At 62.7% G+C, this 19,947-nt stretch carries 11 protein-coding genes; 4 read left to right on the forward strand and 7 right to left on the reverse strand.

Annotated elements, in window-relative coordinates; all coding sequences use genetic code 11:
- Window positions 1–295 precede the first annotated feature (295 nt).
- Window positions 296–1,135, forward strand: a complete 840-nt coding sequence (locus tag AAGA68_21120) for a hypothetical protein (GenBank protein ID MEM9387568.1) — start codon at window positions 296–298, stop codon at window positions 1,133–1,135.
- A 514-nt stretch (window positions 1,136–1,649) separates the two neighbouring features.
- On the opposite strand, the gene AAGA68_21125 is transcribed toward AAGA68_21120, so the two are convergent.
- Complete coding sequence (locus AAGA68_21125) at window positions 1,650–3,431, reverse strand: SdiA-regulated domain-containing protein (GenBank protein MEM9387569.1); 1,782 nt, start codon at window positions 3,429–3,431, stop codon at window positions 1,650–1,652.
- 606 nt (window positions 3,432–4,037) lie between these two features.
- Window positions 4,038–4,661 (reverse strand): hypothetical protein, encoded by a 624-nt coding sequence (locus AAGA68_21130; protein ID MEM9387570.1) that lies wholly within the window; start codon window positions 4,659–4,661, stop codon window positions 4,038–4,040.
- Between the two features lie 136 nt (window positions 4,662–4,797).
- Here AAGA68_21130 and AAGA68_21135 point away from each other — a divergent pair, with 136 nt between their 5' ends.
- Window positions 4,798–5,088: a hypothetical protein gene (locus AAGA68_21135; GenBank protein MEM9387571.1), complete on the forward strand. Its 291-nt coding sequence runs from the start codon at window positions 4,798–4,800 to the stop codon at window positions 5,086–5,088.
- Between the two features lie 523 nt (window positions 5,089–5,611).
- Here the strand turns inward: AAGA68_21135 and AAGA68_21140 are convergent.
- Complete coding sequence (locus tag AAGA68_21140; GenBank protein ID MEM9387572.1) at window positions 5,612–5,941, reverse strand: hypothetical protein; 330 nt, start codon at window positions 5,939–5,941, stop codon at window positions 5,612–5,614.
- A 582-nt stretch (window positions 5,942–6,523) separates the two neighbouring features.
- Here AAGA68_21140 and AAGA68_21145 point away from each other — a divergent pair.
- The gene (locus tag AAGA68_21145) at window positions 6,524–10,381 is read left to right on the forward strand and encodes a hypothetical protein (protein MEM9387573.1); all 3,858 of its coding nucleotides are present in this window, start codon (window positions 6,524–6,526) and stop codon (window positions 10,379–10,381) included.
- Window positions 10,382–10,700: 319 nt separating this feature from the next.
- Here the strand turns inward: AAGA68_21145 and AAGA68_21150 are convergent, their stop codons facing one another.
- Window positions 10,701–13,142, reverse strand: a complete 2,442-nt coding sequence (locus AAGA68_21150; protein MEM9387574.1) for an FG-GAP-like repeat-containing protein — start codon at window positions 13,140–13,142, stop codon at window positions 10,701–10,703.
- A 925-nt stretch (window positions 13,143–14,067) separates the two neighbouring features.
- On the opposite strand from AAGA68_21150, the gene AAGA68_21155 reads away from it, so the two are divergent.
- Complete coding sequence (locus AAGA68_21155; GenBank protein ID MEM9387575.1) at window positions 14,068–15,474, forward strand: hypothetical protein; 1,407 nt, start codon at window positions 14,068–14,070, stop codon at window positions 15,472–15,474.
- A 667-nt stretch (window positions 15,475–16,141) separates the two neighbouring features.
- Here the strand turns inward: AAGA68_21155 and AAGA68_21160 are convergent.
- The 3 genes from AAGA68_21160 to AAGA68_21170 form a co-directional block, all read right to left on the reverse strand.
- Window positions 16,142–17,266: a calcium-binding protein gene (locus AAGA68_21160; GenBank protein ID MEM9387576.1), complete on the reverse strand. Its 1,125-nt coding sequence runs from the start codon at window positions 17,264–17,266 to the stop codon at window positions 16,142–16,144.
- A gap of 89 nt (window positions 17,267–17,355) precedes the next feature.
- On the reverse strand, window positions 17,356–18,003 hold the full coding sequence (locus tag AAGA68_21165) for a hypothetical protein (GenBank protein MEM9387577.1): 648 nt from the start codon (window positions 18,001–18,003) through the stop codon (window positions 17,356–17,358).
- A gap of 152 nt (window positions 18,004–18,155) precedes the next feature.
- On the reverse strand, window positions 18,156–19,937 hold the full coding sequence (locus AAGA68_21170) for a hypothetical protein (GenBank protein MEM9387578.1): 1,782 nt from the start codon (window positions 19,935–19,937) through the stop codon (window positions 18,156–18,158).
- Between the last annotated feature and the right edge of the window lie 10 nt (window positions 19,938–19,947).

The following is a 19,947-nucleotide window of genomic DNA, read 5'->3' on the forward strand; positions in this document are numbered from 1 at the left end:
GGTGACCCACCTAGCGCCCGGCTGCTTTTAGCGCCTGTGGGGTAAGCCTCGCCTCTTCAACCAGGCTCGCCAAGACTAAAATGCAGGGCTTTTCTGACCGTTTTCGTATGAAAAAGTGAAGGGCTTGGAAAGGCCGCTGCAGCCCGCCTCACTCGACAGTCAGGGAAGAAGGAATATGTGCGCAAAGACTCATCCATACTGCATCGCACTTCGCCCGTGGGCGGATCCCGGCTCGATGCGCGGGGCCGCATTGGGCGGAAGTGGGCGTTGGTCACGGCGAAAGAGGGAGGACGGAATGACGCAGTTGAGCTTGTCCAGCGCCAAGCGCGTGAGTGATAACACGTGGGGGCTGCGCGACGACCGACTCCTTCCACTTCGTCGTGTGTTGACCGCATCGGCAGTGGCATTCGCGGGCGCCCTAAGTAGCCCCGTCGGCGCAGCCACACTCGAGTTCGATTTTGACGCGCCCATCGATCCGGAGGACGCGGTGGTGTTCGAACTCCCGAGCGGCGAGTTCTCCACTCCCCACGTGTCGGGCGGGGTCTTGACCCTCTCAGACGATCTGTCTCCCGACCAAGGCGGTGCGGTTTCAATCGGCTTCCTACCCTTTGGCGTGGACGCGTCAGACGTCATTGTCGATGTCGTGGCGAACGCCACGGGAGGCACCCAGGACCGCGTCCTGCTGCTCGCTCGCCTCGACCTAGAGACCGGAGCAGCCTACTCCGCCGGCGTGGACTTCTCGACGATGGAACTGGTGCTCTCGCGTACCGAAGCGAACGGGGTTGAGACTCTGGCGACGAGTCTCTCGGCCGGTTTGAGCAATGACGAGGCGTATCAGCTGCGTTTCTCCGTGTTTGACAACCTGCTCGCACTGCAGGTGTTCAGCCTGTCTGGAGAACTCCTCGACAGTATCGCGGTGACCGATGACGACAATGCTCCGCTGGGTGCTGGCGGCGTGGGGATTGCGATCGACCAAAGCGGCGCCCCCGGAAGCGGAGCGTTCGTCCTCAATGCAACCTTCGATGACCTTGCCGTGACCGCCGTGCCGCTGCCGGCGTCGGGGTGGCTGTTCGCGGCCGGGCTCGGGTTCTTGATGCGTACGCGGGCCATCAAACGCGTCAGGCGTCTCGCGTAGCGATTGATTGGCATCTGTTGTGGGCGTGGCATGCTTCGCAGCGTTAGCCGGTTTGGTGAACAAGCTCACCCCATCGTTGGGTATCGCGGTGTTGAGCACGGGCGGGTAAGAGGAAAGCACTTGCGCGTGTCGTGGCCTCCTTTGCCTTGAGCGCCACGAGTGGATCAGGTGCTATCGCGCCTTATTGCAATCGATGGAGCGATAGCTTGCACAACATGCAAATGCGGGGGATCGCTCGGAGGCTTCTGCCAGCTCGCAGCCCACGAACAGAGACTGGCTCGGCAAGACACGCCTAGGCGGAGGGGTACCTGGGCCATCTGCGATACCTGACGCTGTTGCTCATACCGAATTGTAGAAGGGCACTGTACCGCCTTGCGAGGCGCAGTAGCGGTTGATGCGCGAAAGCGCCGCGAGACGCTGCTTCGGCAACCGGGAGAGTATCCCTTTCGCCGGCTTAGCGCCCAGGCGCCGAAGCTGGCAGCGATCGCCGCTGGGTCGGCGACCGGCGAAAACGCTACTCGTTCGAAGGCACATTCCGGCGCAGTACGCCGAGTGGGCCGTTGGTATTGATCACGTTCAGGTCGGCTGAGATCACGCCGCGAGTGGCTACGGGCATGCCTGCCGGGGTGTCGAAGCCCAGTGAGAGGCGATTGCCCGAGCGCTGCCCGTACACGGGCAGTTCACGATTTTGCAAGAGGATGCTGCCGGTAATCCGGCCCTCGCCCCGTTCGAATAGGACGACCTCCGCGGCGAGGCCGCTGGCGCGGAAGCTACCCCCAACGCCACTCGGTACGGCCAGCGCGGGTAGCGTCATTCGATAGATCATGTCGGCAGATTCGTCCGCGACTGCAAAGGTCACGCCATCGCCAAGCCCAGTGACGCCGTTGGGGAGAATGGACAGGCCGGCCAGGTCGAAGTCCAGCACTATCTGCCCTTTGCTATCGAAAACGAATGCCTGGCTACCACCAGCCCCCTCGTTGCCGCTATCGAGTACGAGTGCGTGGCCCGTAGCAGAATCGAAGGCGACGGCTTCCGCGGCATCAACCCCGGACTCCACTCCGCCAATGCTGAGCGCGAAAGTGCGCAGCAGATTGCACTCCAGGTCCAGGACTGCGCCAGCGCGCCCGTTTTCATCGGTGATCAGCAAAGACTCCAATCCCGGGATCGATGCCAGTCCCTTCGGAGTTGAGAACCCAAGTGAACCGTAGTCGCAACCCGTGGTTAGCTCGTCTGTCTGCAGATCGAAATAGCGCAGCTGATCCCCGCCGAAGAAGGCCAGTTGCTTCGACCCGGCCAGGTAGGCAACGGAAAACGAGTAAACAAAGCCGAATAGGTCGCGAGTGCTGTTGAGCGCGCAGCTTTCAGCGTCCGCCAGGAAGAAATGATCCCCATCGATCCAGACGATTTCATTGGTTTCGGCGATGAAGGTCAGGCCTTCGGGTCTTGTTGAGCCGAGCGCCGCTGTGTCGCACAACGGCTCTACCTTGCCCCTGATATCCAACCTGAACAGCATTCCGCTCTGACGGTCGACGACGTATAAGCGGTCCTCGGCGGGCGAGAACGCCAGGCCTTCGATTGTATTGGCGCCGAAGCCGAGGGAAGTGTTGAGCTGATCGGCCGGTGAGAAATCGTTGCCGTCGGCGAGATAGATGAAATCGTTGAGGTCGTCGGCAATTAGAAAAACGTCGCGAGTCGGATCATAGGTAATGCCCGACGAGTGTCCGGCATAGAGCGGGGACAGACTGAACAGGTCGACCACTTCGCAGGCACCGCCGGCGATCTCGCTGCGGTCAACCACGAAAGCGGTGTCGAGCTCTTCGTCGGTAATGACGAAGGTATCATCGACAGCACGGTAAGCGATCCCTGTTGCGGAGGTCGCGCCGATCGCTGCCAGGTCGCACCACCCGACGACCGATCCGTCGCGGTTGACGAAGTGCAGTTGGTCGAAATCGCTCTCGACAAGCGCGAACCCATCGTTGAGTTCGTCGTAAGCCACCCCCTGGGGTACGAAAAATCCGGCCGCTTCGGTGGTGAATGACGAGTCGATCTCGCAGTCCTGCGTGATCAGGTAGATGGCGAAGCGATCGGCCAACGCGAGCAACTGCTCATCGGGTACGAAGCTGAGCCCAGAGGGGCTAAAGAGTCCCAGGTCATTGAGGCTGCAGGTATTCTCAGTGATGGGAATGCGGTTGCCCACGGGCGGGGTAAGCTGGGTTGCCCGAGTCGGTTCGCTCGCATGCGCGGTTGAAAGGGGGGCGAGTAGCGCAAGTGCTAGAGCGATTTCGAATGGCTTCATTATCGTTGTGTTTCCGAGAGCGTGCCTGCGGAGGTGCCGTACACGCCAGCGGGCCGTGCCGGCCGTTCATAGGTTTTGGTGCGCTTCTTGCCCGCGCGACCAACTGTAGCAGACGGATCGGCAGCAACAGCACCTCCAGGTGACGAATAGGGCGCGAGTTCCGCGAGGACGCACGCAAGGCGCCAGCAACCGCCGATACTCGTCAACACCTACACCGAAGTACACACGGCGCCGGACTGATGTCCACGCGCTATTTCTCCTCCTCGAACACACCGCTCCGAGCAGACCTCGGTTTTACGGGAGCCAACCCTCGGCTTCCTCGAATCGAAGACATCACTGTGAGCGCGCCCGTCTCGAAACGAAAGCAATCGCTGCGGCGAGCAGTGGACGGTCAATTTTCCGCAGCGCCAAGTTGGCTCACAGGAAACCGCTGGCCTTCGGGCGCCCGTAAAGTCCGGCCCGAATTGATCAGGGCGAGAAAGTGCGCCGTACGAACTCGGTCGGACGGAGAGTCAGGATCGAGCCCATGGAAGCATGGATCGGCTTCCGCGGGCGTTGCATTTGCAGCTCCCGGGCTCGATACGCCCTTGAGCATAGCGCCGCGGTCTAGGCCCGCCTAACGGCACGAATCAGCAACAGACCGGCCAAGAACAAGCCCAGCACAGCAGGCTCCGAGACAGCCACACGTTCGATGGCCAGGTAGTCAATGGCGAGCGCATTCTTGCCGGACTGCCGGGCGTTGACGTTGAACAGGTGCAACTCGTCGAAGCCGGCGATGTCGCGCAGACCAAACACCTCACCCAGCCCGAATTCGATGCTGCCAACACCGGTGGAGACGCCGTCACGAAACGTCTCGTAGGAGAGCTGCGTGTAACCCAGGCGCCGGTCGATGGCAAAGCCGCTGCCCACAGCAAACTCCACGGCTAGCAGGTCCGCACCTCCAAGGTCGACGACATACGGGGCAGCAGCGCCGCCGTTGGCGTAGAAGAAGCCGTCATCGAAGCCCCCGCGACCGCCCGTGGGGTCAAAGCCCACGAATGCCGTGTCCGCAACGGTCACCGACACGCCACGTTCCTGGAAGACAGAGAGGTGGTCATGGTTGTCGATCGCATCGAAGGTGACGAGCGCATCAACGGTATCCACCGCCGATCCCACACCCTCGGACCATATCGGTACCGCCCACGCGCTCGCAGATGCACCGAGGGCAACTAGCAACACCACCATTCTCATCTTCTTGTTCTCCTTGGGATGAAAGACCGACCGGCTCGCCGCCGACGGGACCCTGTTGGTGGCCCCAACGCCACACGCCCGCCTCTGCAAAGCCTCGAGTAGTGCGTTCCCTCCGAAAGGCCAGGGGTTCATTGCCTTGTTGTCGCCCATACAATTCAAACAGTTACGGGCGATCGCAGGTGCGCCGGCGGTACTAAAAACCTTTGGCGATCACATCCGCACCGAGCGATTGAAGCGAGGCGAACTCCAAAAGGTCGTCGCTGACTCCATCGGCGCGACGAAGTACACAGTACTGAATTGGGAGCTTGGCAAGGCCGCTGTGAGTACCCTGCACTACCCGAAAGTGATGGAGTATCTCGGCTACTGTCCGCTGCCCGAGGAGCCGCTCAGCGGCTCGCTAGGAGCGCACATTGGCGCGACATCTTGATCGGACACAAACTCGACGGCATCGCCCGTTGGAGACGATGTGTAGCGCCCAAGCAATAGCCACTCGTGGGGCAACTCGGAATCCCAGATCACACGCGCGCTCGCCACGATAGCATTCACTAGTTTGGCTGATACTTCTTGACCATCACTTGGCCTAACCCAGACCCCTGGCGCGACGCTTGGTCGCGAGAAATAGCGTAGTTCGGGGGATGGTTGATACGGCATGCCATCCAAGCCCAACGTAACAATAAAGTCCCCAGTTTTGGAGCTTCCGCTCGGCACGCTGATGTCGGGAGGCAAGACGATAGCGTTCGGCCGATGTCCAGGGCGGAGACGATCGTGGGGGTGGTGGACATGTGCAGAAAAGAGAATCAGCCCTTCTCCTACCTTGCCAGAGCGAGCGAGGGCCACTGCTGCAAGATCTGCTTGAGTCCGCGGTGTCGAAGCGTGATCGCGTGTATCACCGACTTTCGGCCAGTACAGACAGAAACCCGCTTCGAGCGATGGTGTGCAGTTGGTCCGACTCACTTCGGGAATAGACGACATCTGCTCGGTGTTGAACGCATAGGTACTAGAACCATGGGCCGAAACAAAGATGGCCTGGAGGAGCGGCTCAGCCTGTTGGATTCCAGGCGCGCAGCCGGAACCACCACCTGGGTTTCCACCGCCGCTTCCACCCGTTCCGCCACCACCGAGCGGGACGCCCCCATATCGGTCCAAGCCGCATCGATGGCGTCGACAAGCGCCGTATCGGTCCCAGCCGTGTCGACGAGATGCTCGTACACGTCAACGAACTCCCACTGACCGGGATTACCCGCGCCAGGTCCGAGATTGCTGCCACTCGCTAACAGCAACTTGGTGAGCTTCTGCGTTGTTACTGAGGCCTCCTGCGATATCCGGTAGACAAATTTGTAACCGCAAACCGCTTTTGCGCGCCGTCGCCAGTGGTGAAATCAGTGACGGTACGACTAACTGTGGCGTCGTACTCATCTACCAGGTGAACCGAACTCACCGTCGATCCCCCCTGTAGGTCTGCCACCGTTCACGCCACGGGACCGTTGCTCAGCACGCGCCTCCGCCAGCCGACGAGCTACGCTTACGCTTACAGGCGATGGCGACACATCCGCACTCTGCACTTGTGCGGCCGAGGGTCTCGGCACATGCAATCGCAAGTCGATCCGATCGAGCAGCGGACTGGAGATGCGCCGGCGATAGCGATTCACCATGGAAGGCGTACGACGGCAGCGTGACTCGCCGAGATGGCTGCAGAGACAGGGGTTCATTGGACACCATCCCACCGTTCCACGCCCGCGGGGGAGCGTCAGGCGTGCAAACGGGGCTTGCCACGTTCGTTACCACGGTAACTCGCTACTTCTAGAACCCTCTCGCACCGCGTGGGTACTCAACCCTCGTATGGCCAACGACGGAGTAGTCACATGAGATCGAAAGGCGCGGCAATCTGGACATGGCTCCGTCGCTACCGCACCGCTGCCCTTGGGGTGCTTACCGCTGGCGCCCTCGTCGCGTGTGGCGGAGGTGGCGGTGGAGCGGCGGCCCCCGTCGAGGATGCTCAGCAGCAGCTGCCCCCAGACAACGAGGCGCCCGTATTCTCGGGAGTCCTGGCCGTGCAAGCGCAGGAAAACACCGATGTGCTCGTGCCGGTAGATGTGACAGACCCCGATGGCGATGCGATCACGCTATCGCTGGCCGGCGAGGACGCAGCGCTCTTCACCGTGGATGCGCTCGCGGTGCGTGCAAACGCACCCTTCGACTTCGAAGCACCCGCCGATGGAGACGAGGACAACGTCTATCGCTTCACCGTCACGGCGAGCGATGGCCTCGATGCGATCGACCTCGCGTTCACCGTGACCGTCACGAACGCCTCGGACGTCGCCCCCGACTTCGCCGGGTCCTTCGATGCGGCCGTCCCCGAAGGCGATATCGCCCTGCTGCCCTTCGATGTGTTCGACGTCGACGGTGACGCGGTGGCGCTGTCGCTGGAGGGTGCTGATGCGGCACTTTTCACCCTGGATGCCGAGGGGCTCACCGTCGAGGCGAACCAAGCGTTCGACTTCGAGCTCCCTATCGACGCCGACCGCGACAACGTGTACGAATTCCAAGTGATCGCAAGCGACGGCCTGGCCGCGACGGAGCAACCCTTTTCAGTCGAGGTGATCAACATCTCTGACAACGCTCCGGTGTTTGCCGGGGAGGTGGAGCAGACGAGTGCCGAGAACACGGCGGTCGATGTTCCCATCGAGGTGACCGACGCCGACGGCGACGCCCTGACGCTCACGCTAGGGGGCATCGATGCGGAGCTGTTCTCACTGGATCCCGTGACCGCGACGGTCAGCGCCGACACGCCCTTCGACTTCGAGCAACCGGCGGATGCCGACGGTGACAACGTCTATGCGTTTTCCGTCACCGCCTTCGACGGCACCATCGCCGTCGAACAGGCCTTTCGACTCGAGATCACCAACGTGGACGAAGGTCCGCCCGAGTTCGTCGGTGCATTCGACGAGGTGGCCGCCGAGGGCGAGGTGTCGGTGTTCACCATCCAGGCTAACGATCCCGATGGTGGTGAGCTCACCCTGACGCTTGGGGGTGCCGACGCAGCGGCGGTCACCTTTGATTCTGCCGCCAGCACGGTGAGCGCCGGCCCCTTCGATTTCGAGGTACCCGCAGACGTCGACGGTGACAACCGCTACGTCTTCACCATGACTGCCGAAAATGACGGCGGGCAGACCACCACCCAGGCGTTCTCACTGCAAGTGCTGAACGTCTCCGACACCCCGCCGGTCTTCTCGGGCGATTTCGACGTGACCGCCCAGGAGAACGTGGCCGTCGACATTCCGATTGCCGTGAACGATCCGGACGGCGACGCGCTCACCCTAGAACTCGCCGGCGAGGATGCCGCGCTGTTCACACTGAACGCCGACGGCCTCACCGTCACCGCCACCGCGCCCTTCGACTTTGAGGATCCGGCAGGTGCCGGCGGTGATAACGTCTACAACTTCTCTGTGACCGCCTCCGACGGCACCGTCGTCGTCGAACAGGCCTATCAACTCGAGATCACCAACGTGGACGAAGGCGCGCCCGAGTTCGTCGGTGTGTTCGACGAGGCGGCCGCTGAGGGCGATGTCACCGTGTTCACCATCGAGGCCAATGACCCCGACGGTGATGAGCTCACCTTGACGCTTGGGGGCGCCGACGCAGCGGCGGTCACCTTCGATGCACTCGCCGGTACCGTCACCGCCGGTCCCTTCGATTTTGAGGCGCCCGCGGACGTCGACGGCGACAACCTCTACGTCTTCACCCTAACGGCTGAGAATGACGGCGGGCAGAGCACCACCCAGGCCTTTTCCCTGCAAGTGCTCAACGTATCCGACGAGGCGCCGGAGTTCTCAGGCGATTTCGACGTCACCGCCCAGGAGAACGTGGTCGTCGACATCCCGATTACCGTCGACGATCCGGACGGTGACGTGATTACCCTTGAGCTCGCCGGCGAGGACGCCGCGCTGTTCACGCTGGATGCCGACGGCCTCACCGTCAGCAGCACCGCGCCCTTCGACTTCGAGAGTCCCGCGGACGTCGACGCCGACAACGTGTACACCTTCACTCTCACCGCAAGCGACGGCGTTGCCGCCACAGTGCAAGCCTTCTCGCTGACGGTGGAGGACGTCGCGGAATCGGCGCTCGAGACCCTCGGGGCGATCGCTTTGGTGGCCGGGCAGGATCCGCTCTTCCAACTCTTCGACAACGAGATCGTGTCCATTTCCGATCTCAACGCAGATGGCCGTCCCGAGCTTGTCGTCGCGGCGGAGTTCGCCACTGCGGAGTCTGGTCTCGACGAAGCCGGTCGCGTCACGATTCTGAACGGCGCATCGCTAGCCGCGCTCACTCAACAGGTGACGTCCGCATCGGATCTCGGACCTGGCGATCGGGTGCTGATCGAAGGCACTGAGGAGGAACTCGTCCTCGGCACCTCCCTCGCCACCGTGGCGGGCCTCGATGGCGACGAGTTGCCAGAGTTGGTCATCAGCTCAGAGGACCGGGAAGTCGCCGTGATCCCAGGCGTGGCCTTGCGCGATGCGCTCGCGGGCACTGGCACCATCGACTTCGATGAAGTTGGCGACGGCGGCGTAGTGGGCGGCGCACTGGTGCGCACCACGAGGCGGGACGACTTCAACTTTGGACGAGGCACCACGCCTCTCGACGACATTGATGGCGATGGCATTAGCGAGCTGTTCATCTGTGCGAACGGCGCCAATACCAATGGCGGGTCCCGCGTCGGTCGGGGCTTCGTGGTGTTCAGCTCTAGCTTGGCTGCAACCGTTGCGGCTAACGGGTCGATTGATCTGGCCATTCCCGATCCCCTGCGATCGGTCGTGCTGGATGGCGAGCGCGACGACTTCGGCTTATGCGATACCGTTGCGAGCGGCGGCGATGTCGATGGCGACGGCCTGGGTGACGTGCTCGTGGGCGTCTCCCCCAGACTCGACGATCCGGGCCTCGACCGCGAAGCGTTCCTGATCTTTGGCGCGACCCTCGCCGCCGAGCGCGCCGCCGACGGCCTCCTCCGCGTTGACGATGCGCTGGTGGCGAGCGGTGGGGCGATTCGTTTCGCCCTGACCGCGCCGGACGATCGAGCGGATGTGGGCCTCGCCCCCCTGCCCGACATCAACGGCGATGGCTTCGATGAGCTGCTGCTGGGCGATCGCCGGGCCGACGACGAACAAGGCGAGGCCTACCTGGTGTTCGGCAGTGACACGCTGGGCGCGGCCAACGGCGGCGTGGTCAATCTCGAGGACGTGGCGAGCACCGTAGCCGGCGTGGTGATGCGCACGGACAGCACGATCTTCCGCGCCGGGGACCGGATAACACCCGTTGGCGACGTCGACGGCGACGGGCGCACCGACATCCTCATCAGCGCCATGCTAGGCAGCGGCCAGTTCGACGACGGACGCGTCTTCCTCGTGTCGGGCAGCGAGCTGGTGGATGGCGCACAGATCGACCTGGCGGAGATCGGTGCGAACCCCGAGGAAGTCGCCGTGCTGCCCGCCCGTGGCGTGGAGATCAGCGATATCCCCCACGACTTCTTCTCGAGCCCGCCGGCCATCGCGGCGGCCGGTGATGTGGACGGTGATGGGCTCGATGACATCGCGATCGGTGCCGAGGGATTCCGCGGTGCGGTCTACCTCTTCAGTGGAGGGTTGCTGGGGGAGACGATGGGGCCCGGCGTGCGTCAGCAACGGCTCAGCATTGTGGAGTTGTTCCCCGAGCTCGCGCCCTAGGGCGGATGGCTGCGCGACGGCGGTGACGGGACGCTCGCATACCCCGAACATCGCGTGCCCGCTCAACCTGCTACCGCAAATCTGCGGCGACCGATACGTCCTAGTGTGCTGTCCCAGAAGTTCGTTGAAAAATACCGCACGGGGCTTTTCGTTCCTGGGTGCGGCGCGAGGACGAGCGTGGCAGGCCCCACGGGAGGAGGAGCAACGTACTCAGGGGCGAAAAGTACCCGCGTATTTTTCAATCAACTTCTGGGACAGCACACTAACCAGATTGAGGCATCTGCGGGGCGGTAGCCGAGCGCCACCGCCCCGAGCGAGCCTAGCGCACATTTCCCCGCACCGTGATCGAAACATCGTCCGAGTCCCCAAACCTGAGACCGAGCTGGCGACAGTCAAACTCCTCCACACCATCGTCGAGGGAGACATTCACGATCTGTCCCGTCGTGCGATTCTCGCACCGACCACCTATGTTGCTCGTAAAGCCTTTGAACCGAGCGACGAGCTGGGAGCCGAAGTTGCGGCCGTTGCCCTGGATCGACACCTGATCCCCGACATTCGCCTGAAGCCCTAAGTCGATGCAATCGAGCTGCGTCGACAGGCCTACGTCGGGAAGATCTAGCGCCACCACCTCGCCGGTCGTGTCGTTGCGGCACACGGCCGTGCGGGTGTCCATGACGAACAGGCGCAACTGTATCAAGGGTACGGGCGGCGGCATCCCGTCGATAGGGCCCCCGACGACGCCCTGAATGCGCACCAGCCCCTCGTCTCCAGGCGCCATAGCAAACCCAGCGTTAGCGCAATCCCAGGCCCCGTCGAGTACCCGAACCGTGGCGGACTCGGTCGTGGTCAGGTTGGTGCACGTGACGAGTGAACCCTCCTCCAAGCCGCCCGCTTCCCCGGACAGCCCCGGATTGCCGAACTTCACGCCGTCGGCTTGAAGCGTCACCAGTTGTTCGAGAGCGAAGTCCAGCCCTAGCTCGCCGCAATCGAAGGACTCGTCCAAACTCACGTTCGGCAGCGCTCCGTTGACGGTCTGCCCGGTGTCGACGTTTCGGCAGGCGACGCTGCGCGAGTCCATCCCAACCACTCGCGCGTTCAATGACGGGGCAGGCCTTAGCTGACCGTAGAGCAACGCGAATATACTGCCGCCGCTTCGCAGCCCGGTCGCAATGTCATCGATGCCGTCTCCATTGAGGTCGACGGCAGCGACGCTCTCTCCACCCACGGCGGATAGCTCCTGTGGCGGACGCAGGACGAACCCCAGGCTCCCATCGCCCGTCCCCTCGAACAGGGAATTCAGAAACAGATCTCCCTCGCGATAGATACGCTGCCCGTAGATGACGAACGTGTAACCCCGGCCGTTGTTGGCGGCCGGGACGCCGATGATCAGATCATCGAGACGATCCCCGTTGATATCGCCGCTCGTCACCGTGTCCGGCGTGGGCGCCCCATCGCCAGACACGCCTTTGATCAGCAAGCCTTCGCTGCCATCGCCGCCGTTGCTCGGGTTTAGCGCACCGATCTCGAATATGGGCCCGAACCCCTCGCTGCGACCGAGAATGACCGCGACATCGCCCGCCTCTGTCGTGGCCTGCGCGCCGACGAATAGATCATCAAATCCATCCCCGTTCGTATCCCCGGCGCTACCTACCGCCGAGCCCCAGCGCTGCATGGCGGGTCGCCCCAGGATCACTAAGCCGTCACCTCCATCCCCACCGTTTTCGGGGAACAAGTCGCCAAGGAGGAAACTGGCCCCGAAACCACCGGCGCGTCCGTACACGACGTAGGCCTCCCCGCTTCGCCCTCCCGCCGTGTTGGCACCGATGATGATGTCATCGATACCGTCTACGTTGAGGTCTCCCGCCGCGCCCACGGCAGCGCCCGCCTGATCTCCTTCATCGACGCCGGGAAACACGGTGCCGATACTGCCATCGCCACCGTTCGCGGCGCGCAAGGAGGCTAGGTCCACTTCCGCGGGGAACGGTTGGTTCGAACCGTAAATCAAGTAGGCCTCACCCTTCCTCACGACACCGTCGGGAGCGGCGGTGATTGCGCCGATCAGTACATCATCGACGCCATCGCCGTTGACATCCCCGACCCCGGCAACCGACCGCCCAGCGAGGTCACCGGCCGCTGCGCCACGAAAGACGACACCTCGCTGCCCGTCCCCACCGGCAGAGGCGAACAATTCAGATAGCTGAAATTCCGGCTCGAATCCCCCCTCTTGACCGAAGATCAGGTATGCCTCCCCCGGCGTCGCGCCCTCGAACTGCGCAAACCGCGCGCCGAGGATGAAGTCGTCGAGGCCATCTCCGTTGACGTCGCCAGCGCCGTCGATATCGAACCCAAGCTCCGCGCCGGCGTCCGGACCGAAGATGACAAAGCCCTCACTGCCATCCCCGCCGTTCTCCACAAACAGCGATTCGAGGTTCGTCTCCGCGGGGAACGCTTCCAATGGACTGTACAGTCCGTACACCCTGGCGGAGCGAACGTCTGCGATCAGTAGGTCCGGGCGGCCGTCGCCATTGAGATCTGCGACCCGACTGAGCGACTCACCTGAACCTCGATCGCTGAACGCGACGAAGCCCTCACTGCCATCACCGCCCCGCTCCAACAGCAAGGCACCGAGATCCACTTCGGGCGGGAATTGGGCTGCCGCGCCGCGGCTGAGCAGCATCACGGCCAAACCGCAGAGCAGTGCGCGACTCCGGCAGTTGTGTTGAGAGTCCACTGGGGTGTGCGCTTCGTATGGGTGATTCATGAGCGATCGTCCTTGATCGGGTTGGGTGCAGAGCCATTGAGGGCCGACGGAAGTCAACGCTGGCTGGGCCGCGCCCTGCGTCGACAAGCATGTCATTTGACCCTAAATACAGGCGAATTCAGCAAGAGTTCGCCGAGCGTGATCCGGGGTCTATAGTCGATTTTCGATTGGCATCTCCGGGCAGCGTAGCTTACGTCATGATCTCCCTCGGAGACCAATATGGGTACGCGCCAGCCTTGCCCTCCCCTTTGCCTCCAACACCATGGGCCACTGAGTCACTTCCCAGCGCATCGCCATCGCGCTGGGCTATCTGACAACGCGGTTCACCACGCGGCAGAGGCAGTCCCTGCCGTGAGGTTGTGGCCAACACAGATCGGGGCCGTGAGGGAAAGGCCTCGATCATGGCGAAGGTCTATTCTGCGGTGAGTGCCGGCCGATGGGGCCCCTACCGAACCGTTGCCCGCCGGCGCGGCCAGGCGCTTCTTGCGACTTGTGGGGCAATCGCCGCGGCAAGCGGTCGATTCCACATGCTCAACGGAGGCGGCTGACCATTCGCCTCTAGTCTGCGATATCTGCCCCCGCACCCCCGCGCTCTCTGGCAAGTAAAAATTTGCCTAATTTTATCTATAGGTCTCGACTTAGTGAAGCCCGAGCCATCTCCAACTGTTATGAAAATGTTAGTTGCCACTTTCAGCGCACCCACTTAACGTAAGCGCCGCCTACCCACTGCCAGTTGGCGACAGCGCCCGCACAGCCTCCATGAGCGGACGACTACGTGAACTTTTGGCTAATGGGATTAATGGCCTTGTGATATCTGACGTGTAGCTATTGCGGCTGCGGCACCTCTGCGTCCCGCTTCAAAGCGATGTCAGCCGCCATGAGAACCCGACACAGAGACGATAAACGCAAACTAAGGAGCAACGAGATGAATAGACCCGTAATGCAGCGCCTTGTTGGCGCGGAAACCGCAGGAGAACGAACGATGACCCCCACTACCCTCAATGGAATCATGCGAGCGGCGTGCCTCAGCGTCGCCCTTGCCGTCACCCTCACCGCTGGGATCGAAGCCACACACGCCCAGGGGATAGACAGCGCAGACGCCGTAGCGTCCCCCGGCGAAATCCGACGCCGCGCGGAAGCACGCCGACTCCTGAGGTCAACAGCACGGGACCTCGGCATCAGGGTCCGGGATCTCGTGGGTTCGCCGGATCGTTTCCCCGCCGAGCAGAACGTCTTCCTGCAGAGCACGGTGGCCGTGGCGGACCTCGACGATCCGGACGCGGCGACCGCCACGCTCCGACTCTGGAAGGGCATTCGACCCAACGGTGACATCGCGCACTACATCATCACCGAGAGCGCGCATTTCGATGTCGCGCAGATCATGGGCCTGAACTTCTCGCCCCGCATGATCAATGGTGTGGGGACGGAGGGCGCCATGGAGGTCACCATCGATGGCGCCGGGCGGCTGATCTTTCCGGGAGACGTGGACTTCAGTCCGACGCTCGAGGTGATCCCTGGCAACCCCGACAATCCCGACGAGGCGTTTCCCCCTGCGTTCGTACAGCCCGGTGCGGTGGCAGACGCCCTGTGGTCCTCGTTGGTCGTGACCCCCGCCGGCAACGTCTTCAACGTGCAGCAGGTCTTCAACAGCACCGGCGTGCATGACCGCGCCACCGCCATCGACCTGGAGGGAGGTACGGTCACCCTGCAGCTGCTCGACGGTTTCCAGGGCGGTCAGCAGTACTACTACCACCTCGTGACGGACGCGTCGGCGCCGGAGCCGGCGGCCATCGAGCTCGGTGTGTACGCTCCCCGCCTCGCCAACCTGCCCTCCTTCGGTGTGTCGACCCCGGAGTCAACGTCGACGCTGTTCGGCTTTTCTCCCGTCGTCAACGGTATCACTGACTTGGACTCACCCGAGCGACAGAGCCTCGGCTTTACCATTACCCAGACCGTACCTGGTACGTTCTTCCCGATCGGTGTCGGCGACATCCCGGCCGGCACGGCCGAGCGTCCCGTTGATCCTATCAACGTCTTCCCGTTCGACCCCGTCAACAACCAGGGGCTCCTGAACAACTACTCGCCGATGTGGGACGCCCACCTCAACATGTGGACGCAGGAAGCGATCGACCAGGGCCTGCGCCGCCGTATCGTCAGCTTCGACGATCTGCGCAACCTGGTGGAAGCGGGGCTTGTGACCAGCTTCGCAGAGAACGGGCCCAGCGATGGTTTTGTCGCGGGTCTGAACTCGGCCGAGGCCATCATCAACTGTCCGGTGATCGCTCAGCCGTTGTTCTCCCCGTTGGTGGGCCCGGCCGTTCCTGGCGAGTAAGCGTCGCTTGGCTCCAGGGCGTACGGCGTGGGTATTGCCCCACGTCGTGCGCCACTTCGGACACGCTGAGCTGCCCCCCTCGCAGGGGCGCGCAGGCATGCTGCATGCGCAGGGAATGGATGTAGGCGAGGGGCGTCATGCCGACTGCCCTGTTGCAACGGCGCGTCGGCGTGTCACCGGACATGTGCATTAGCGCCCTTAAAGCCGCCACGTTGAAGATAGGGTTACTGAGATTGGCAAGCACATGACGATCGAGTTCCTGCCCGAAATATCTTCGCCATTGCTCATCCGCGACGGGACACCGCCTCCGCGTCGATTGATTCAGCAGCCTGAAAGAGAGCGCGTTCTCGAAGCATCGAAGGGTTTCGCGTACGACGAGGGTCGGCACCGTTCGCGCGGCACGCGAAGGAGCACTTGGTACCGCGCGGCCGCTAGCCCGAGTGAGGTCGCTTGACTCGCGAGGATTTGTTGGCGGGTTTGAAGTGAGTCGTATCAGCGGATGCAACCTGATTAGGATGCGTTGGTAGTGCTGTCAATTCGAGAGGTGAGTGTCCTACGCCTCAGCCGCCAGCGCGCCACGGCCGCAGTGAGGCCACCCATAGCCGCGGCTACGGGTGGCTTACGCGACACTAGGGGCGCCGACCGTCCGACTCGGCGAAGTTCCCTCCTAGGGCACGCTTTGCACCGTCTCGCAGCTGTTGCCCGCTGCATCGTTGCCACCGCCACCATTACACACGTCTTCGCCGTCGCCACCGCTTAGGAAGTCGTCGCCGCCTTGGCCGAACACCAGATCCGCGCCTTCTTGGCCGAACATCTGGTCGGCACCGCCACCGCCAACGAGGATGTCGTTGCCCATGTTCCCTGAGATGCGATCGCCGCCACCCTCGCCGAAGATGACGTCATTACCATCACCGCCGCTGATCACATCTCCACCCGATCCACCGCAGATGATGTCGTTACCTTCCAAGCCGTCGATCGTGTCGTCGCCTTCCAGACCAGCAATGACGTCACGCCCCGGCGTGCCTACCAGAGTGTCATCAGCGGATGTACCTACGATAGTCGCGGGATTACCAAAGCAAATCGCCGTGAGCTCCACCACCGTGACCTCACTGCCTTCGAAGGCTACCTCTTGGATCGCAAAGGTGACTGCCGAGTAGAAATCGCCTGCGATCTGCTCACCGAGCAAATCATCGGGGCCGAGTTCCACCGGGGTCAGTGCGCCTGCGCTGCCGTCGATGGGTTGAAGGGTGATGGACCCGATCTCCACCACGCCCGAGACACCAAAGAGATCGCCAAAGCCATAGCCGTCGATGAAGCCCGGCCCGATGTCCCCGGGTCGAGACAAGCGTTGATCACCGGGCGGTGTGGGATCCCAGCTCACGAGTTCCAGCACGCCTTCATCCCAGCGAAGGTCTACGCCGCCGCCTAGCGTTGCTTCACAGGAGAAGTCGGCCACTACCGTCAGCGTGAATGCTTCGCCCTCCATCGCCTCGGTGGCCGATGGCTCGAAGCGAATGCTCGGGCAATCCGCTTGCACCCGACGCGCCCCGCCTTCACCTTGGCCGGAACTCTCTCGCAACAAGGCGAGGTCGGCGAAGTTCACGCGACCGTCACCGTTCAAGTCGTAGCTCGCATCCTGCGAATAAAACGCATTGGCCGTTGCCTCCAGTAGACTCGCGTTCAGGTCGCTCGCCTTGCTCGTGGCAGGCACCTGCAAGACCGCCGTGCCCGCGGCAACGACGACCAGACACCTCAAAGACCTCAAGTTTTTCAGCGTGTTCTTTTTGTTCATCGAATTCCCTGCCGTTAGCTTAGGTGTATGTCTGCGGCGTGCGCCTAGTCGGGCTCGCATAGTCTTCGGATCGCCGCCATTTGAGTTGCCTACTCATCGACTTGTGCCACGTTGGGGGCGATGCGCGACCAGCGGATGGTGCCGGTGTTCGCCGTCGAGTAGATCAAGGGAACGTCCTCGCCGCCCTGGTTCTCGATGCCGACCATGGCCTGCATGTTGGCTGTGATCGTGCCGTGTGCGAGTTCGTCGGAATAGACGACGGGGAGCGACACGGTCATGCTCCAAGACCTCGTCAGCGTCGTCGACAGGGGGTTGGTTCCTCCGGGGTCTTGCGACACCTCTTGACTCACCAGAACGAAGCAGCCCTCACCCGCTGTCTCACAAGCACCCGGATCTTCGAGCACGGAGAACACCGTATCCTGCGGGATCACTCGAGACGGCAAGAACTCCGACGCGCCGAAATCCTGCGCTAGCAGGCCCTTTGTAGGGTCCAGCTCGTCGATGGCCACGACCGTTGCCACACCATCCTCCACTTGCAGGGCAAAGTTGTAGCTACGCGAGAGCAACGCCTCTTCCTCACCGGTGCCGAAGGTGGCGCCCACAAGCCAGGTATAGCCCGCAATACTCGGGCGGCTACCGCCAAGGTAGGCAACCACATCGGACACATCGATCTGCCCGTCACCGTTCAAATCGAGTAGGTCAGGACTCAGGGAACGAGTGCCCAAGATGGAATCCACGAGTTCCTGCTCCGTGACCTGTGCGTGCAATGGCACCATTGCTGCGCCAGCCATCAGAAGCGCAGCGTGGACTGCGCAGCTGGCCACGCGACGGGCAGCGCCACGACGGCAAGAAGCACTCATTCTGGTACGCATATCGATCTCCCTCCTGCTCACTGCACGCACGGTGCTATCAGCCCGCTCGGTCCAGGCTTCGTGAAGAACAGCTGCCTGAACAAGAAGCCATCCACTTCATCTACGAACCCGTTGCCGTTGAGATCGACGAAGGGATCCTCCGTGCCGAAGGCTTGGGCGATCCTCGCAGCATCTGCGTAGTTCACGATGCAATCGCCGTTATAGTCGCCGTCGCACAAATCGCCGAAGCCATCTGCATCTCCGTCCGTTTGTGCGTTGTTGGCGAACAGAGAGCAGTTGTCGAAGCCATCGAAACGGTCGTCATCATCGGAGTCCGCATCAGCAAAATTTGTCTCCTCGGCACCGACTTCGCCGTCCAAGTCCAGATCCTCATGAAGATCTGCGAGTCCGTCGCCGTCGCGGTCGAGGAGAAGCTCGACACGATCGAACCAGGTGTCGACCGCCTCCACGTCTCCTTCACACGACTCGGCGCCAACGAACAGCTGGTAGCTGTCGCCGAGCGCGAGGTTCTCCGTGGTCCCTACAACGTTGCCATTCGCCACGAAGCCGTAGACGCTACCGGACTTGGTCACCCGCGCGCTGATCTGCTCGCCAAGGGGCGTGTCCAAGACTAGGTCGGGAGGTTGCACCGCTACGCCCGCTTCGAAGGACACCACGCGCACATAAGGCGGCGCATCGCGATTGAGCTGCAGCTCGATGCGCGTGGCAGGGTCGTCCGTCCTGCTGAGGCCAAGCGTGGTCACGCCTGACCCAAGCGGCCTCAGCGAGGTCGTCAACACGCCCGTCTCCCCGTCGAACGCTGCATTGGTGGTGAGCAACAAGGCGTCACAGCTGGCAGGCTCCGTCGGTTGCGCGAGGTCAGCGTCGAGAATCGTGAGCGTGCCCAACTCCTCGTCCGGCAACGTGTCCTCCACTAACGAGTAGGCGGCCCCCTCGTCCAGTAGCTCGACGCTCCAGCGGTCTTGGTATTGGAGATCGTTGAACTCGTCACGGAAGCGAACGTAGAGCGTTCCGTTTGCGCCCTCGGGTAGGGACTGTGCGTCCGTGGGGTCCGTGCCGGTTAGGAACTCGTCTTGGTTGGACACACCGTCGCCGTCGAGATCGCCGCTGCCGCCGTCGATGCCCAGACCGCTTCGCGGATCGAGTCCATTGGCCATCTCCCAGCTGTCCGGGAGCCCGTCACCGTCGAAGTCCGACGACAAGGAGTACACGAACAGCTCCCCGCCGCCGCCTAGAACGGGCAGCGACGCTCCCCCGGACACATCCGAGAGCGCAAGAGCACTGTTGACGGCAAGATCGGGATTGCTCGTGGCAATCTCGACGCGGTAGAGGCCGGGAGCCACGTTCGGTCCGATGGCAAGCTGCACGTAGGCAAGGTCGCCGGATCCCTCGAAGGCGCCGGCCGCAGAGTACGCTAGGAGCCGAGCTTCCTCCGCCGTGGATTCGCTTTGCATCGTGAACCCCCCCGCAGTCTCGAGGAGCTCGCCGGGCCACACGCCGAGAAGGCTGATCGTGGCATCCGCGCCAGGGAACTCCCCGTCCGGATCGGGTAACGCCACTGGGAGCAGTAACGCGGCGTTGAATCCGGCGGACGCTGGGCTGTCGGTGATGCGCAAGGCCAGCTCGACCTCCGCGCCTTGGAGCGCCATGTCGGCACTCACGTCGAGTCGCGTTTGGGCTAGTGCGCTGCTGCCGAGCAGGCTCAGACCAAGCGCGAACGCGCCGGCGAACGCTCCACTCGGGAGCGCCTGGCGTCGATCGGCGCGTCTGGGCGATTCCTTACACTTGAACCTATTCATTTTGCTCGTC

Source organism: Pseudomonadota bacterium (genome assembly GCA_039193195.1).
Lineage (GTDB): Bacteria > Pseudomonadota > Gammaproteobacteria > Steroidobacterales > JBCBZW01 > JBCBZW01.

Coding starts and splice junctions, on each gene's coding strand:
- AAGA68_21130 (MEM9387570.1), bottom strand. CDS start 4,661: ATGAGAATGGTGGTGTTGCTAGTTGCCCTCGGTGCATCTGCGAGCGCG.
- AAGA68_21145 (MEM9387573.1), top strand. CDS start 6,524: ATGAGATCGAAAGGCGCGGCAATCTGGACATGGCTCCGTCGCTACCGC.
- AAGA68_21155 (MEM9387575.1), top strand. CDS start 14,068: ATGAATAGACCCGTAATGCAGCGCCTTGTTGGCGCGGAAACCGCAGGA.
- AAGA68_21125 (MEM9387569.1), bottom strand. CDS start 3,431: ATGAAGCCATTCGAAATCGCTCTAGCACTTGCGCTACTCGCCCCCCTT.
- AAGA68_21160 (MEM9387576.1), bottom strand. CDS start 17,266: ATGAACAAAAAGAACACGCTGAAAAACTTGAGGTCTTTGAGGTGTCTG.
- AAGA68_21150 (MEM9387574.1), bottom strand. CDS start 13,142: ATGAATCACCCATACGAAGCGCACACCCCAGTGGACTCTCAACACAAC.
- AAGA68_21170 (MEM9387578.1), bottom strand. CDS start 19,937: ATGAATAGGTTCAAGTGTAAGGAATCGCCCAGACGCGCCGATCGACGC.
- AAGA68_21120 (MEM9387568.1), top strand. CDS start 296: ATGACGCAGTTGAGCTTGTCCAGCGCCAAGCGCGTGAGTGATAACACG.